A 14,162-nucleotide genomic window follows, 5' to 3' on the forward strand; every position below is an offset into this window, starting at 1 on the left:
ACGCCGGCGCTTGTCCATCACGTCAGCTAGGGACGAAATGTACTGCGGTTTTACTCCGGCCAACCAGCAAGCAGTGCAACCGGCTTCCCTCGGTGAGAAGTTATGTTTGCTTCTGAGCTGCCCGGCTCGGCGAGCGAGCTTGTCCAGGTGCTTCTGGGGGATCCACATAATTTCTGCCCCCCTCACTTCATGGCCACACGTGCCACATCGTAAATAATGGCCAGCAGGCTGTCTCCTTGGATGTCTACATACCGGCGGAACTCGTTGGCATAATCGATCTGTACCAGCCGGCCCTGGTTTATCAAAACCACCGATCTCACAGAAGGATCTGCCTTGCGAATGACGGGTTCCAGTAGTTGAAGCAGGTTCCGTTTTTCGTCCGCCTCACGATTATGGGCTGCGCGATCTTCGTCGATCTCTTTTGATGAGATTGCTTCCGGTTCCGGCGGTGCCGCCGCATCTTTCACCGCCTGGACTTTCTCCCTGGTGATTCCGAGCTGGCTACGCTTCGCGTAAATATCAGATACACCAACGCCAAGCTGCTTCGCGATCTGGGGGTTAGGTACGCCGGCAAACGCCAGCTCCTTCAGCTGACTGACCTTTTCTTCGGACCATTTCATAATGATTCTCCTTTCACTTTTTGAAGATAATCTAACGGATTTTTTCCGGTCTCGTTGCAAACCAAGACCAGGGCTTCCTGCAGCTCGTCCACGGTGTAGGTATCCGGCTGATACTTTTGCAAAATAATCTTGTTGCCATCCACAAAGATTTCTACCGGGTCCCTAAATGAGATTTCCAGTGCTCGCAAGATTTCCCGTGGGATGGTAAATCGTCCGAGCTGGTCGATTTTGCGTACCATTCCTGTTGATTTCATATGCTCACTCCTTTCTTTTAAGCTTGTCCTGCGCTGCATGCACCCGCTGCGGGCAGCGGTCATGAGGATTGCTGTAAATCTAGATACTGCAACAAATCATCCAGGTTTATCAGCCTCTTGCGCCCGGCCATAATCGATTTGACTTTGCCGTCCAGCGCTAGCCTTCGGATAAAACATTGTGTCACCGCAGTGTTAGGATCTACGGCTTTGATTTCTTCTGCAGCTTCTTTGAGCAGCCGCATACGGGGAATTGGCATTATGAATTACTCCTTTCAACAAAATTAAATGTTTGTGTAATTTAACAACAAAATTATTACTTTTTAGTAGAACAGGTTTTGTAGAGTTATGCTTAGCTTTGCACAGTAAGAATTTGTCAGCGGCAGTTTGTTAATTGTGCACAAATACATATGTTGTGCTAAGCTTTACAAATCTCTCAATATGTAGTACGGTAATGTAAAACATATGAGGAGGTAAAAGACTATGGCAAAAAGCAATCCGAAGCAGACAAGCCCTAAGGCGGCATCTGCGGCGTCAAAAGTTCTTCGAGATGGAAGAACTAGTTCAACCAGCAAAACCGCTGCTGGAAGCGCGCTGTCCCAGGCAAAACCAAAAACTAAATAATCTCTACCAGCTGAGCAGGATGTGAGCGCATCCTGCTCAAACTCTTTTCTCTGGGAAAAAGATACGCTTTATCTCCTGGGCGGAACTGATCTTAAGTAATTTACAAATCTGCTGCACTTCTGTAAGCGACCAATCGTATTTCCCATGCATCTTCTCTGAAAAGGTTTTTTCATTGAGACCCATTTTCCGTGCGAGCTTTCGCTGTGATGTACCGTGCTGCGCAATTTTCCCACGCAGTAGACTATCGCAAAACACCCTCTCCCCTCCTTCCTAAGCTGTTTTCTGATCGTCGAATCCAAACAACTCATTCGGCGTTACGCCAAGAGCAGCAAGGATTTTATACATATCATCAACTGTAATGATTTTTCGCCCGTTTAACATATTGCTGAAAGTCTTTTCATTAATACCGGCGCGTTCAGCAATAGCGCTTTGTTTATACCCCTGCTGGCGAATAATGCGTCTTATGTTTTCAGGAACCATAGCCTTCGGCATAAAACCACCTCCTTTCTTTGTACTTGCCCTCCTCCAAAGCCTGCGGTAGAATAGTGGTGAAAGGAGGCGATAAAATGGAATTGAATTTCACACCAGAAGAAATTATATATATCTACGGCCGATTTAAGGAAGAACTGAAAGAATTAGAGACTTTAAAATCTGCTCCAAACCGTATTGTAGATAATGGCGGCATCAAACTTTGCAAATCAATCACAGAAAAAATTGAAGCCGAGTATCCTCAGGTTTCCAAGTTACCGCTCTGATGTGCAAGCGCTTTGACTTAGTCATCACCTAAGTTCAAGGCGCTTACCGCTTTCTTTGCCCAAGCCGCTGCATCAAACCATTCTGTAACACAAGCTTTATAGGTTTTCCCATTGATTTTCACAAGGGAAATGTAGCTTTTATTTCTGCCCAACAGAATTTTCACAAGCAACTTCTTGAATATTTGATTACTCACCTCTTTCACCTCCTCACCTCCGGTCTTCCGAATTCCTGAAGTGATTTTAGTATAAATCAGAATATCGGAAGTGTCAATAATTTATTTCCGAAATTCTGAAATTATTTTCTTGATATTCAACTATTTTTGTGTTAATCTTTGTTTGAGGTGAACGACATGTCGATTTTAAGCGAAAATATAAAACGATATAGAAATCAAAAAGGCTTAACACAAGCTGAACTAGGAAAACTTATTGAAAAAGCACCTAGTGTAATAGCCAACTGGGAAGCTGAGACCAATCGTCCAGACGTGGATTCAATTGCGAAAATGCTTGAAATATTTGAAATTGACGCAAACACGTTTTTAGGTTGGAATGCAAAAAATTCCCCCGCCCCGGCAGAAGCCGAAACAGGGGAATTGAATAAACAGGAACAGACCCTTATACATAATTACCGCGCTCTCAATGATGAAGGACAGGAAAAGCTACTGGATTATTCGGATGACTTGGTTTCATCCAGTAAGTACACAAAAAATAATCAGCCTGAAATTTCACAGGAAGCATAAATAACCCCACACACTACTGCAAATAGCATGTGGGGCAAGTACGGAAAGCATTTTTGCGAGTCACTCTCCTTATTAATTATAGCTCATTGGAAGAATATGTCAATGAGGGAATGGAGAATGAACATGAAAACGGCAAAGTTAGTAATCGGTATTGTATCGATCGTCCTCGCTCTGTTGGTTCTGTTTCAGTCGTGCGCGGCTGGAGTTGGAGCCGCTTTAGCAGATGCGAGCGATACAAGCGGAGGAACTGGACTTCTTGTAGCTCTTCTCTACATAGTCGCGGGAATTGTCGGTATTGCGGCCCGTAAGTCAAAAGGCGGTGCTATTGCAGCGACCATATTATATGCCCTCGCTGGAATCGCAGGTGTCACCGCAACAGGCATGTTTAAAGATTTAATGGTATGGGGAGTGCTTGCGTTCATTTTTGCTGTAGTATTTGCCATTTCTATCTTTAAACAAGACTATGCGAAAGTAGCTGCTAAATAGCTGGAAGGGGAGAAAAAATCATGAGAAGTAAGTTAAAGAGAATCGCGTCTTTCTTAGTCGCGACTATGTTGGCAAGTTCGGTATCGGGAGGTGCTTTTGCTCAAACCTCTGAAAGGACCTTGACTCTTGATACCAAGAGCTACTCTATGGCCCCCGGAAATATTTATGATTTCAAGGCGGTTGTTGCCGGCCCCGGCCTTGCTCAAGCCGACGTGAAAGTTTCAGATTCTCGCAATGGGAGTGTTGTAAAGCTAAGTTCCATGGGGAACGGTAAATATCGGATCACTGCTCTGAAAGAAGGCACAACGTACGTCGTTGCCGATATTAATGGCACTCATGCCTCTATTCAGGTCAATGTGAAAAAAGGCGTGAAGCAGGGCGGTATCGCTGGCCGATCCGTCGCTGTGATCCCAGCTGACGCCAGTTATGCAAGTGGAATGTATAAAGTCGGTACAGACATTCCTGCTGGCGAATACATTCTGGTGCAATCGGATCCTATGATGGCCTATTTTCAGGTGAGTAGTAGTTCAGACGGAACATTCGAATCCGTTATTTCAAACGACAATTTTGACGGTCGTTCCATTATCACGGTTTCCGATGGGCAATATCTAAATGTGTCCAGAGCAAAAATTTACAGTATCGACAAAGCGCCCGCTTTGGATAAATCTTTAGGTTATTTGACCGATGGAATGTACCGTGTCGGCATAGATATCCCAGCAGGAGAATATAAAATTCGCCCAAATGATAGTATTGATGGCTATTACGAACTAACAGAAGACAGTTCACACTTGTTTAGCAGCATGATCGGAAATGGAATTATCAGTAACGAACAATATCTAACAATTGATGACGGCCAGTATTTAAAGATAAGCCGTGCAAAAATCGCTCTAAAATAAAATTAAAAACCGCCCCACCCTGTTTGCACCAGGATAGAGCGGCAGATCGGCCGGGGCCGATACATAAAATGCATATATATTGTACCAACCTCCCGGCCAAAAATCAATAGGCCGGGTATTTTTATGCCCGGTTATAGGAGGACGTTACATGGCAACCATCGAAAAACGCGGGAAAAGCTATCGAATTACAGCTTCCTGCGGCTACACTGTAAGAGGAGAACAGGAACGCCAGCGCATGACCTGGACCCCAGAACCCGGCATGACCGAACGGCAGATTGAAAAAGAATTGAACCGGCAGGCCGTACTGTTTGAGGAGGAATGTAAACGGGGACTTGTGCTGCAGCACGGAATAAAGTTTGAAGCCTTTTTAAAACAATACTTCGACGATTATGCCGCGCAGAACCTGCGAATACGGACGATCACTGAATACCGTCGCATGGCATTAAGAGCCAAACAACAATTTGGGCATCTGCAGATAGATAAAATTACTCCTACGCAGATCCAGAAATTTATTAGGGCGCTCTTAAATGGCGATGCCAAAAACAAGGCTGTGACCCCAAAGACAGCAAAAAACTACTTATCGTTTCTGTCATCTGTGTTTTCTTTTGCAATACAGATGCGCATCATGAGGGACAACCCTTGCCGCGCGATAAAAATCAAGCTGGGCGAAAAACCAGAAGCCGACTGCTACACATTGGAAGAAGCTCAGCATTTCCTTGATCTGATGCTTAAAGAGCCTCTTTCGTTCCAGGCATTCTTTGTTTTAGCGATCTATGGGGGCTTCCGTCGGGGTGAATTGTGTGGATTGGAGTGGAAAGACATAGACTTTGATACCGGTGTTGTCAGTATTCGCAGAACCTCACAATACACTAAAGAAAAAGGAACTTTTACCGACACTACAAAAACCAAGAAGTCACAACGCAGCTTGAAAATGCCGTCCGAAGTCATAATGATACTAAGATGGTATCGCGCAGAGCAAACCGAAGAGCGGCTATTGCTGGGTGATAAATGGGTTGATCATGACCGATTATTTATTACTTGGAATGGTGAACCCATAAGCCCAAACGTCCCTTATAAATGGCTACTGCATTTTTGCGAGCGAACAGGGATTCGCAAGGCCAAACGGTTACTGCATAGTCTCCGCCACCTGAATGCTTCCCTGTTGATTACCAGCGGAGTAGACGTGAAAACCGTTTCTTCTGCTTTAGGTCATTCGCAGGTATCCACAACAACAAACATTTACGCCCACACTTTTCAAAAGGTTCAAGCTGAAGCATCTGAGGCTATCGCCGCTGCCTTGCCCCTGAAATCGCATGCGTAAACCCCAAACAAACCCCAAACAGCTTTTTCGAAAAATAAAAAAACTACGGAAACCCGCATGATTGCTGGATTTCCGTAGTCACATGTATGGTCGAGGTGACAGGATTTGAACCTGCGACTTCTACGTCCCGAACGTAGCGCTCTACCAAGCTGAGCCACACCTCGAAAAAGCTAGCCTCGGTTTCCCGAGGCTATATGGCTGCGGAACTAGGATTTGAACCCAGACAAACAGAGTCAGAGTCTGTCGTGCTACCATTACACAATTCCGCATCAATATTTAATTGCCAGAAGCAACGTCATTTATTATAGCAAAATTCCAACGAATGTCAATAGGTTTCCAAAAAAAATCCTCTAAAATTTTGAATGTTTTTGAATTTTATCAAACAGAAAAAGGGGATTCTGTCGTTTGAGCGATAAAGTCGTGATTCACCGGACAAGGCAGAATTCCCTGCCGCCCTACCCTACAGTCATGCTGTTAGCATACCCGGCGGAGCCCACACTCATTCGGCAAAATCTCAGATTTCGCCGGGCGCGGGCTCCCGGGTTTTACAGCGTCTAAAATCCGGTTATGCTTCTTCGGCCGAGGTCAGCACCGCTTCCGCGCCACGGATTCCGTCCACCGCCGCGGAGACGATCCCGCCTGCATAGCCGGCGCCTTCCCCGCAAGGGTACAGCCCGCCGATCGTGACCGACTGGCCGTCGGCTCCGCGCGTCAGCCGCACTGGAGATGAGCTGCGGGTTTCCACGCCCGTCAAAACCGCGTCCGGGTGGGCAAAGCCGCGCAGCCTGCGGTCCATCAGCAGAATCCCCTGCCGCATCGATTCCACCGCATAGGGCGGCAGGCAGCCCGATAAATCCGCCGGTACCACACCAGGCTGGTAACTGGAGGCCGTACCGAACGAATCCGATGCCTTTCCTTTCAGAAAGTCACCCAGACGTTGGGCCGGGGCGTGGTAATCACCGCCGCCCAGACGAAATGCCGCTTCTTCCCACTTTCTCTGGAACCACATGCCAGCAAGCGGATGTGTGCTTTCAAAATCTGCAGAAGATATGCCAACCAACAGAGCGGAGTTTGCATTCTTTTCGTCGCGCGCATAGCGGCTCATTCCGTTCGTCACCAACCGTCCCGGCTCCGAGGCGGCGGCGACAACCCGTCCACCGGGGCACATGCAGAAGGTATACACTCCCCTGCCGTTTTCCAGATGCGCTGCGAGCTTGTAATCCGCCGCTCCCAGTGCGGGATGCTCCGCGAACGCGCCGTACTGCGCACGGTTGATTGCCGCCTGCGGATGCTCAATGCGGGCGCCGATGGAAAAGAACTTCTGCTCCATCGCCACGCCCTGCTCCAGAAGGCTTTCAAAGGTATCGCGCGCGCTGTGACCAATTGCCAGAATCACATGGTGTGTGTCCAGCCGCTGGCGCTCCCCGTCGTGCTCTACGGTAACACCCGTCACCTTGCCCTGCTCCGACAGGATTTCGATTAGCTTTGTTTCAAAGCGGACTTCCCCACCCATTTCCAGAATCTGTCCGCGGATATTCTTCACGATTTCCGGCAGCAAATCCGTGCCGATGTGCGGCTTAGCCTCATACAAAATTTCTTCCGGTGCACCGGCCTTTACCAGTTCTTCGAACACCTTGCCTGCACGCCCATCTTTTGTGCCGGTGTTCAGCTTTCCGTCCGAAAAGGTTCCGGCGCCGCCTTCACCAAACTGCACGTTGGATTCGGGATTCAAGTCGCCTCCCTTCCAAAAGGCATCCACCTGCTGTGTGCGCCGGTCGGCATCCGCTCCGCGCTCGATGACAACAGGGCACTGCCCCGCCTGCGCCAAAATCAGCGCGGCGAACATCCCCGCAGGGCCAAACCCCACTACAACCGGCCGCTTCCCCAGTGTTCGGCAGGGCGGCAGATCATAGCAGTACGGTTGAAAACGGGAAATTTTCGCGCCACCGCACTGTTCCAGAACAGTCTCTTCCCCACTTTCAAGCGTTACACCAACGGTAACCTGAAAGTGAATGTCCTGCTTTTTGCGGGCATCCACCGATTTTTTCAAAATAGTCAGGGAACGAATCTGCTGTTCCGGCAACGAAAGCCGAGCCGCTGCCTGCCGCAGGAGTTCCCCATACCCTGCGGAAAGAGGCAGGGCAATTTCTGAAATCTTAATCATCTGTTTTCTCCTTTGCCGCCATAGCGGCGCTTCTTGCGGCCATCATACCGCTGATCCATGCCCAATGCAAATTAAAGCCGCCGCAGTCTCCATCCACATTCAACTGCTCCCCGGCCAGATAAACGCCGGAGCTGATCCGAGACTCCATAGACGGCAGAAAAAGCTCCGTGAGCGGTACGCCTCCCGCCGTTACCTGTGCGTGCTGCCAAGGCAGCGTACCTGTCACCGGAAAAGCCCAGCCCTTGAGCACACCGGCCACTGTTTTCACCCATGGGCCTCCAAGACTGCCCACCGGCTCACCGGATCGCTCCGAAAGAGCAGACATCATCACCTGCTGTCCCACCCGTTTGGGCAGCACGCCAAACAGCAGTTCCCTTGCCTCAAGCTGCGGATAAATCGACGAAAGACGGTGCAGCAGATCGCAAACCTCCTGAAAAGACAAAGCAGGCAGAAGATCCACCGCGATCTGCGCGTTTTTACAGGGCGTTCCCTGAACGGTTTTACCGGCGGAATATTCCGCCGCCAGCCGTGACAACTGAAACACGCACACACCCGACAGGCCTCGCTCCGTAAACTGGATTTCGCCCTCTTCTTCCTTCACGGCGTGTCCGTCCGCCAAAAAACGAACGGCACCCGCACAGCGCACGCCCTTGAGCGCCCGAACCATCGCCTGCGGCACCGTTACCTGTACCAATGCAGGGAGCAGCGTAGTCTGGCTATGGCCGAGCTGGTGTGCCAATGAAACTCCCTGATCTGAACTGATCTGCGGAGAGGCCTTGCCGCCCTGCGCCAGAATCAGCCGATGTGCCCAGAGCGTACTACCATCGGCCAGGCCCAGCAGGTATCCATCTTTTTGTTTTTTCACCTGAACCACTGCGGTGCCGCAAAGCTCTGCCCCACCCTGCTTTTGAAAAAACAGGCGCAGCGCGTCCAGCACAGAGGAGGCCTGCCCGTTTTGCGGGTACACCCGCCCCTGTTCCTCTTCACGGCAATAAAGACCCATCGATTCAAATTGCCTGAGTACCTCTGCCGGAGAAACGGATTCAAATACCTTTTGGGCCAGCGGCGCATCACCGTGATACACCGGCCAAGCCGCGGACAGATTGGTGATGTTACACCTGCCGTTCCCGGTGGCGAGCAGTTTTTTCCCCACACGCGGAGCTGCCTCCAGCAAGGCCACCCTCCCTTTGCCAAGCAGCTTTGCCGCCTCACCGGCAGCCATCAATCCTGCCGCGCCGCCGCCGACAACAGCGACCTCGTATTTTGCTGTAATGTCCATGCTGCCTCCCTGTGCTATGGCCTTGATGGCCCGCAGTCTTCTGTTTTTTATAATATCATGAGTCCTTAATAATTTGCAAACGCTGCTTTTCTTCTGCTTGTGCTGGGGAAGGGGAACATGCTATAATAACCTCCAGGCAGCGAAAGCAAAGCTTTCGCTGCCTGAGAGAGTATGGAAGCATTGGCTCGGGAGATACAAACATTTCGCGCTCTATTCAAGCAAAAACGAGCAAAGGATGCTATCATAAATTCCATATACTGAAATTATTTGGAGGTTAACGTGGAATGTTGGAAATAGAGAATCCCCAGCAGTTGATGCAATTTCTTCAGCAATTTGAAAAGATGTATAATCTGGTTCGTATTGTAGATCCTTTGAAAAAACGGGTTGTTTCCATCTCCGGCCGCACCGTAGAAATAATCGAGGACTCGATCTGCTACGATTTCTGGATAAAAAACAGCCACTGCGCCAACTGCGTTTCGATGCGTGCCATCAACGAAAACGATACCTTTGTGAAAATCGAATACAATAAGAATAAAATTTTCATGGTGATGGCCACCCCGATTGTACTGAAAGGCCACCCTTATGTTGTGGAGCTGCTCAAGGATATTTCTGAAACCGGGATTGTGCCGGATCTGAAGGGAAAAAGCATCCAAGAAATTGATCGAATTATTGAGAACCTGAATCAGGCTGTCATTACCGATGAACTCACCCAGGTTTATAACCGGCGCTTTATCAATGAAAAGCTGCCAATAGACTTATATTCTGTCGTTATGAACGACAGCGTTCTTTCTGCTATTTTGATCGATATTGACGATTTTAAACAGATTAATGACACCTATGGCCACACCATGGGAGACCTGGTGCTGCAAAAAGCCTCTAAAATACTGAAGGATAACATCCACCGCAAGGGCGACTGGGTTGCACGGTATGGCGGCGATGAATTTTTGGTTGTACTGCCGGAAGCAGACTCTGACAACGCCAAAAGCATTGCGGAACGGATTCGGCAGCAGATCGAGCAGGAGGTATTTGAGCTGCGCGGCTGCACTATTTCTCTGACGATCAGCTGCGGCGTATTCAGCACCTGCTCCAAGGATGGATTTTCCGCCGTTGACTTTTTCGATCGCCTGGATCAAAAGCTGTACCAGGCCAAAGGCAACGGCAAAAACTCGATCGCGGTATGAACCGCCTTGTAGTCCTTCCTGATCCTTGATTCATCAACGATATACTTTAAAACAGTGTTTTTTCTTCTTCAGTGGAAAATACTGCTATTGCAATCAAAAACAATTGAGAAAAGGGCAGAAAGCTTTCCGGCTTTCTGCCCTTTCCGCATGACAGAATCATTCGCCGCGCATCCGCCGCAGCAGAGCGCCGCGATTGATGGGATGCTCGGTTTTTACCAAAACCCGCATGGTTGCATGGGGCGCCGCTTCGATTGGCGACATCTCCGCGTCATACAGCTCATTCAGAGTGAGCAGATAGGGCTGCGCGCCGGGCTCCAGCACATCCACCGTATCTCCCCGGAAAAAGCGGTTGCGCTGCGACAGAGTGGCCACGCCGTTCTCCCAGCCCTCACAAACAGCCGCGACCTCGTAGTCGCGTACATAGCCGCCGTTTTGGTATACCTGCCCCGGAGTACCAAAGTAAAAGCCGGTGCTGTATTCACGGTGGCTGATTTTATTCAGCTCCTCAGCAATCCACTCTGGCAGCGGTTCACCGGGGTGTTGCTCGCAGAAATCAATTGCATTGCGGTACGCGTTGACTGTGACCGCCACATAATAGGCCGATTTGGCCCGGCCTTCAATTTTCAGGCTGCTGACTCCCGCCTTTTGCAGTTCTGGAATATGGCGGATCATGCACATGTCACGGGAATTGAGGATATAGGTTCCTTGGTCATCCTCCTCAATGGGGAAATACTCGCCAGGTCGTTTTTCCTCCACCAAGCGGTAGGACCAGCGGCACGGCTGCGCGCAGTCGCCACGGTTGGCATCCCGTCCGGTCAGGTAGTTCGACAACAGACAGCGGCCTGAGAAGGACACGCACATGGAGCCGTGCACAAACACCTCCAGCTCCAACTCAGGCGGAGTTTTGGCACGGATCTGCGCAATTTCATCCATGCTCAGCTCCCTGGCCAGCACCACGCGTGACGCGCCCATCTCGTGAAAAACGCGCGCCGTTTCATGGTTGACAACTCCCGCCTGGGTGGACACGTGTAGCTCCACCTGCGGCGCGTATTTCCGCGCCAGCTTCATCACGCCAACATCCGCGACGATCAGCGCGTCGACCCCCACCTGCTGGGCATAGCGCAGCAAATCGGGCAGGCGGTCAAGCTCATCCGTACGGGGCAGCGTGTTACAGGTCAGATGAACCCGAGCGCCCTTGTGGTGGGCAGCCTGAACGGCCTCCGCCAACTCTTCCGGTGAAAAATTGGCCGGTCCGGCTCTCATCCCGAACTCCTTTGCCGCCAGATAGACGGCATCCGCCCCAAAGGCCAGAGCGGATTCCAGCCGTTCAAAATCTCCTGCCGGAGCCAATAGTTCCATTTTCACTGAGTCAGACCCGCCTTTTTCAAGTTTTTCTGATGCTGCTCCGCCGTTTTGGCATAATAGGCTGTGCCATCCGCTGCGTGGCAGAAATAATAGTACTCTGTTTTTGCCGGATTCAGCGCCGCGTTAATTGCCGCGCTGCCGGGGTTTGCGATCGGCCCCGGAGGCAGCCCGATCAAATTATAGGTATTGTACCGGCTGCTGTACGTATCTCTTTGCGCCTCTGGTACCAGCGCCTTCGTGCGGTAAGGGTAGTAGATTGTGGAGTCGCACCCCAACTGCTGCGTGCCGGTTGACGCACCATTTTTCAGGCGGTTGTGCAGAACGGCGGAAACCTGAAGCATATCCTCTTCGTTTGCAGATTCCTCCTGAATGATGGAAGCGAGGTTCAGTACCTCATCAAGCGTCATCCCCTGCTCCTTCGCCTTCTCTCGCACTGCGGTGGTCAGCTTTTTGCTTGTATTATTAATCATCTTACCCAAAGCCTGCTTCGGGTCTTCGTCTTTATAAAACTCGTAGGTATCGGGGAACAGGTAGCCCTCCAGAAGGTAATAGCGCTCGCTGTCGTTACCGATTTCTTTGATCAGGTCGTAGTTGTTAAAATCCTGGGAATTGGCATACTTTAAAATCTCTTCCGCAGAGCAGACGCCGTTTTTTTCCATCAAGGCGGCGATCTCCTGTACATTCAGGCCTTCCGGAAATAGGACCTTCACAATATCCGTACGGTTGTTATTTGTCTGAAGATAATTGATGAGCGCCTCATAATCCATTCCTGTGTTCAGCTCATATGTGCCGTGCAGATAAGAGTCATTTGCACGCGTAAGGGTGGAATACAGCTGGAAAAAGCCCGGCTGGCTGATCACTCCGCTCTGATACAGCACTTTCGAAATTTCGCCGACACTCGCCCCTTTGGGAATCTCGACGGTCACTGTGGATTCGGTTTTCTGGTACGCAAGCATATCCGCAATTCCGGTCACGAGGTACTGGCCCATCCCAATGCCGAGAATAATCACCATCGATACCCAGATCATGCGGAAAAAGCGCCGGTTTTTGCGGCCTTTTTCACGGCTTCGTTCCCGCAATGCACGTTCCTCCGCCTTTTGGGCACGGTTTTCCGATTCCGCCATCGCCTTGCGCGTTTGGGGGCTGCTGTAGCTGTGCAGCATATCCGGTTCGCCGACAGCACCGTTGCCGGTCGGCATGGGTCCCTGCGAATCGGCCTCCCCCGTATCATCGTTGTCATTGATTTCCAGCCTGAAGTGCTGAGCACGGTTCTGCCGCTGATCCTGCTGACCCTCGCCGCGAGTTCGCCGCTGATTTTCGTCGTCGCGCATGACAAACCCCCTATCTTGCTTTCTTCGATGTCCTACGGACATACTTTTCCGTTACCAACAAATCGACCGACCTGTCGTAATAGCCGTGCGGCAGATTCCACTGAACGCAGAAGGAATAGCACACACCCACCGTAAACCCGCCAAAGCGGGATAAAAATCGGTCGTAATAACCGCCGCCATAACCGAGCCGAAAGCCCTGCACATCAAAGCTGAAACCAGGCACCAGGCAAAACCCCCGGGACTCGTCCCGTACCTTTTCACAGCGCTGTACAATCGGCTCCAGCACGCCAAACGACGCGCGCTCCAGATCCTGCCAGGAGCGAATGTAATAGAATTCCATGTCACGGGTTCCCGAGATGCACCGGGGAACTGCCACCCGCTTTTGATTGGCCCAGGCTGCCTGCACAATGGCCAGGGTATCTACCTCCAGCTCCTTGCTGAGATAGGTAAACACCGTGTCAGCCTGACTGTATTCCCGCAAAGAAAGCAGCCGGGACTGGATTTCGGAATCCAGCCTCAGTTTTTCTTCTTCTGATAAATCTTCCCTGAGTCCGCGGTATTTGCTCCGCAGACCTGTCTTCACTTCTTTGATGTTCTTTACTGGCATCGCATCAAGTTCCTCAGCTTTTCCGCAGCTTCTTTCTCCGCCAAAAGGTCAGTGAGCTGCAGCGCGAACGCAACCGCAGCCGTCGGGCCTCGGCCCGTAATAATTTTGCCGTCCATGGTGACGAGCTCGCCGGTGTATTGCGCACCGATAATGTCAGAAATAAATCCGTCGCTGACCGTGGCGCGCCGGCCCTTTAAGAGCCCCATGTGCCCCAAAATCGACGGTGCCGCGCAGATGGCCGCCACATAGGCGCCCTTCTCATAGCAGGCAACAACGGTATCCTTTACAATTTGCGATTGCTCCAGATTCGGCGTTCCCGGCAGACCGCCCGGCAGAACTACCATCTCAATGTCATCCAGAGAGATTTCGCTCTCCTCAATATCCGCCATGACCGGGATTTGATGGGAACCCACGATTTGCCTGCCGCCAACCCCCACTGTCTGAACCGGCACATTGGCGCGCCGGAGCAGATCAACCGCCGTTAAAGCCTCAATCTCTTCAAATCCATTCGCCAAAAAAACATACGTCATTCCAGTCACATCCCT

The 14,162-nt window shown here is 50.6% G+C and carries 19 protein-coding genes and 2 tRNA genes; 7 read left to right on the forward strand and 14 right to left on the reverse strand.

Features of this window, described 5'->3' with window-relative positions; genetic code table 11:
• Nucleotides 1-182: 182 nt before the first annotated feature.
• Genes QOS46_RS07360 through QOS46_RS07370 form a run of 3 tightly spaced genes read right to left on the reverse strand, consistent with a single transcriptional unit; the run spans nucleotide 183 to nucleotide 1,131 of the window.
• On the reverse strand, nucleotides 183-620 hold the full coding sequence (locus QOS46_RS07360; protein WP_283608597.1) for a GcrA family cell cycle regulator: 438 nt from the start codon (nucleotides 618-620) through the stop codon (nucleotides 183-185).
• On the reverse strand, nucleotides 617-874 hold the full coding sequence (locus tag QOS46_RS07365; protein WP_283608598.1) for an AbrB/MazE/SpoVT family DNA-binding domain-containing protein: 258 nt from the start codon (nucleotides 872-874) through the stop codon (nucleotides 617-619). The genes QOS46_RS07360 and QOS46_RS07365 overlap by 4 nt, the downstream gene beginning before the upstream one ends.
• A gap of 59 nt (nucleotides 875-933) precedes the next feature.
• Nucleotides 934-1,131 carry a hypothetical protein gene (locus tag QOS46_RS07370; RefSeq protein WP_283608599.1) on the reverse strand — a complete coding sequence of 66 codons (198 nt, stop codon included), beginning with the start codon at nucleotides 1,129-1,131 and terminating at the stop codon, nucleotides 934-936.
• A gap of 223 nt (nucleotides 1,132-1,354) precedes the next feature.
• Between QOS46_RS07370 and QOS46_RS07375 the strand changes: the two genes are divergently transcribed.
• On the forward strand, nucleotides 1,355-1,495 hold the full coding sequence (locus QOS46_RS07375) for a hypothetical protein (RefSeq protein WP_283608600.1): 141 nt from the start codon (nucleotides 1,355-1,357) through the stop codon (nucleotides 1,493-1,495).
• 36 nt (nucleotides 1,496-1,531) lie between these two features.
• Here QOS46_RS07375 and QOS46_RS14285 read toward each other — a convergent pair whose 3' ends face one another.
• Together QOS46_RS14285 and QOS46_RS07380 are read right to left on the reverse strand one after the other, a co-directional pair.
• Nucleotides 1,532-1,750, reverse strand: coding sequence for a DUF739 family protein (locus QOS46_RS14285; RefSeq protein WP_408611449.1), 219 nt, complete (start codon nucleotides 1,748-1,750; stop codon nucleotides 1,532-1,534).
• Nucleotides 1,751-1,765: 15 nt separating this feature from the next.
• Complete coding sequence (locus QOS46_RS07380) at nucleotides 1,766-1,987, reverse strand: helix-turn-helix domain-containing protein (protein WP_283608601.1); 222 nt, start codon at nucleotides 1,985-1,987, stop codon at nucleotides 1,766-1,768.
• Between the two features lie 74 nt (nucleotides 1,988-2,061).
• Between QOS46_RS07380 and QOS46_RS07385 the strand changes: the two genes are divergently transcribed.
• A complete protein-coding gene (locus QOS46_RS07385; RefSeq protein WP_283608602.1) occupies nucleotides 2,062-2,250 on the forward strand; it encodes a hypothetical protein in 189 nt (62 codons plus the stop codon).
• Between the two features lie 17 nt (nucleotides 2,251-2,267).
• On the opposite strand, the gene QOS46_RS07390 is transcribed toward QOS46_RS07385, so the two are convergent.
• Nucleotides 2,268-2,444 carry a hypothetical protein gene (locus QOS46_RS07390; RefSeq protein WP_283608604.1) on the reverse strand — a complete coding sequence of 59 codons (177 nt, stop codon included), beginning with the start codon at nucleotides 2,442-2,444 and terminating at the stop codon, nucleotides 2,268-2,270.
• A gap of 156 nt (nucleotides 2,445-2,600) precedes the next feature.
• Here QOS46_RS07390 and QOS46_RS07395 point away from each other — a divergent pair, with 156 nt between their 5' ends.
• The 4 genes from QOS46_RS07395 to QOS46_RS07410 all read left to right on the forward strand — a co-directional run bounded on the left by QOS46_RS07395 (nucleotide 2,601) and on the right by QOS46_RS07410 (nucleotide 5,690).
• Entirely contained in the window at nucleotides 2,601-2,987 is a 387-nt protein-coding gene (locus tag QOS46_RS07395; protein ID WP_283608605.1) for a helix-turn-helix domain-containing protein, read from the forward strand.
• A gap of 117 nt (nucleotides 2,988-3,104) precedes the next feature.
• Entirely contained in the window at nucleotides 3,105-3,473 is a 369-nt protein-coding gene (locus tag QOS46_RS07400; protein WP_283608606.1) for a hypothetical protein, read from the forward strand.
• Nucleotides 3,474-3,493: 20 nt separating this feature from the next.
• A complete protein-coding gene (locus QOS46_RS07405; protein WP_283608608.1) occupies nucleotides 3,494-4,369 on the forward strand; it encodes a hypothetical protein in 876 nt (291 codons plus the stop codon).
• Nucleotides 4,370-4,517: 148 nt separating this feature from the next.
• Nucleotides 4,518-5,690, forward strand: coding sequence for a tyrosine-type recombinase/integrase (locus QOS46_RS07410; RefSeq protein WP_283608610.1), 1,173 nt, complete (start codon nucleotides 4,518-4,520; stop codon nucleotides 5,688-5,690).
• Between the two features lie 87 nt (nucleotides 5,691-5,777).
• Here the strand turns inward: QOS46_RS07410 and QOS46_RS07415 are convergent.
• The 4 genes from QOS46_RS07415 to QOS46_RS07430 all read right to left on the reverse strand — a co-directional run bounded on the left by QOS46_RS07415 (nucleotide 5,778) and on the right by QOS46_RS07430 (nucleotide 9,133).
• Nucleotides 5,778-5,854, reverse strand: a tRNA-Pro gene (locus QOS46_RS07415).
• 31 nt (nucleotides 5,855-5,885) lie between these two features.
• Nucleotides 5,886-5,959 (reverse strand) — tRNA-Gln (locus QOS46_RS07420).
• 296 nt (nucleotides 5,960-6,255) lie between these two features.
• Complete coding sequence (locus tag QOS46_RS07425; protein ID WP_283608612.1) at nucleotides 6,256-7,854, reverse strand: NAD(P)/FAD-dependent oxidoreductase; 1,599 nt, start codon at nucleotides 7,852-7,854, stop codon at nucleotides 6,256-6,258.
• Nucleotides 7,847-9,133, reverse strand: coding sequence for an aminoacetone oxidase family FAD-binding enzyme (locus tag QOS46_RS07430; RefSeq protein ID WP_283608614.1), 1,287 nt, complete (start codon nucleotides 9,131-9,133; stop codon nucleotides 7,847-7,849). Before QOS46_RS07430 ends, QOS46_RS07425 begins: the two co-directional genes overlap by 8 nt.
• Before the next feature lie 284 nt (nucleotides 9,134-9,417).
• Between QOS46_RS07430 and QOS46_RS07435 the strand changes: the two genes are divergently transcribed.
• Entirely contained in the window at nucleotides 9,418-10,314 is an 897-nt protein-coding gene (locus QOS46_RS07435; protein ID WP_283608616.1) for a GGDEF domain-containing protein, read from the forward strand.
• Nucleotides 10,315-10,470: 156 nt separating this feature from the next.
• Here QOS46_RS07435 and QOS46_RS07440 read toward each other — a convergent pair whose 3' ends face one another.
• The 4 genes from QOS46_RS07440 to QOS46_RS07455 are packed head-to-tail and all read right to left on the reverse strand — an operon-like array spanning nucleotide 10,471 to nucleotide 14,147.
• Nucleotides 10,471-11,679: a peptidase U32 family protein gene (locus QOS46_RS07440; protein WP_283608619.1), complete on the reverse strand. Its 1,209-nt coding sequence runs from the start codon at nucleotides 11,677-11,679 to the stop codon at nucleotides 10,471-10,473.
• The gene (mltG, locus tag QOS46_RS07445) at nucleotides 11,676-13,010 is read right to left on the reverse strand and encodes an endolytic transglycosylase MltG (RefSeq protein ID WP_283608621.1); all 1,335 of its coding nucleotides are present in this window, start codon (nucleotides 13,008-13,010) and stop codon (nucleotides 11,676-11,678) included. The genes QOS46_RS07440 and mltG overlap by 4 nt, the downstream gene beginning before the upstream one ends.
• 10 nt (nucleotides 13,011-13,020) lie before the next feature.
• A complete protein-coding gene (locus QOS46_RS07450) occupies nucleotides 13,021-13,617 on the reverse strand; it encodes a 5-formyltetrahydrofolate cyclo-ligase (protein ID WP_283608623.1) in 597 nt (198 codons plus the stop codon).
• Nucleotides 13,608-14,147: a DJ-1 family glyoxalase III gene (locus QOS46_RS07455; RefSeq protein ID WP_283608625.1), complete on the reverse strand. Its 540-nt coding sequence runs from the start codon at nucleotides 14,145-14,147 to the stop codon at nucleotides 13,608-13,610. Before QOS46_RS07455 ends, QOS46_RS07450 begins: the two co-directional genes overlap by 10 nt.
• Nucleotides 14,148-14,162: the final 15 nt, after the last annotated feature.

Source organism: Faecalispora anaeroviscerum, from assembly GCF_947568225.1.
Lineage (GTDB): Bacteria > Bacillota > Clostridia > Oscillospirales > Acutalibacteraceae > Faecalispora > Faecalispora anaeroviscerum.

Bases quoted from the DNA above. Each gene is read 5' to 3' on its own strand.
- QOS46_RS07370 (WP_283608599.1), bottom strand. From the start codon at position 1,131: ATGCCAATTCCCCGTATGCGGCTGCTCAAAGAAGCTGCAGAAGAAATC.
- QOS46_RS07380 (WP_283608601.1), bottom strand. From the start codon at position 1,987: ATGCCGAAGGCTATGGTTCCTGAAAACATAAGACGCATTATTCGCCAG.
- QOS46_RS07360 (WP_283608597.1), bottom strand. From the start codon at position 620: ATGAAATGGTCCGAAGAAAAGGTCAGTCAGCTGAAGGAGCTGGCGTTT.
- QOS46_RS07395 (WP_283608605.1), top strand. From the start codon at position 2,601: ATGTCGATTTTAAGCGAAAATATAAAACGATATAGAAATCAAAAAGGC.
- mltG (WP_283608621.1), bottom strand. From the start codon at position 13,010: ATGCGCGACGACGAAAATCAGCGGCGAACTCGCGGCGAGGGTCAGCAG.
- QOS46_RS07365 (WP_283608598.1), bottom strand. From the start codon at position 874: ATGAAATCAACAGGAATGGTACGCAAAATCGACCAGCTCGGACGATTT.
- QOS46_RS07450 (WP_283608623.1), bottom strand. From the start codon at position 13,617: ATGCCAGTAAAGAACATCAAAGAAGTGAAGACAGGTCTGCGGAGCAAA.
- QOS46_RS07425 (WP_283608612.1), bottom strand. From the start codon at position 7,854: ATGATTAAGATTTCAGAAATTGCCCTGCCTCTTTCCGCAGGGTATGGG.
- QOS46_RS07385 (WP_283608602.1), top strand. From the start codon at position 2,062: ATGGAATTGAATTTCACACCAGAAGAAATTATATATATCTACGGCCGA.
- QOS46_RS07430 (WP_283608614.1), bottom strand. From the start codon at position 9,133: ATGGACATTACAGCAAAATACGAGGTCGCTGTTGTCGGCGGCGGCGCG.
- QOS46_RS07410 (WP_283608610.1), top strand. From the start codon at position 4,518: ATGGCAACCATCGAAAAACGCGGGAAAAGCTATCGAATTACAGCTTCC.
- QOS46_RS07400 (WP_283608606.1), top strand. From the start codon at position 3,105: ATGAACATGAAAACGGCAAAGTTAGTAATCGGTATTGTATCGATCGTC.
- QOS46_RS07375 (WP_283608600.1), top strand. From the start codon at position 1,355: ATGGCAAAAAGCAATCCGAAGCAGACAAGCCCTAAGGCGGCATCTGCG.
- QOS46_RS07455 (WP_283608625.1), bottom strand. From the start codon at position 14,147: ATGACGTATGTTTTTTTGGCGAATGGATTTGAAGAGATTGAGGCTTTA.
- QOS46_RS07405 (WP_283608608.1), top strand. From the start codon at position 3,494: ATGAGAAGTAAGTTAAAGAGAATCGCGTCTTTCTTAGTCGCGACTATG.
- QOS46_RS07435 (WP_283608616.1), top strand. From the start codon at position 9,418: ATGTTGGAAATAGAGAATCCCCAGCAGTTGATGCAATTTCTTCAGCAA.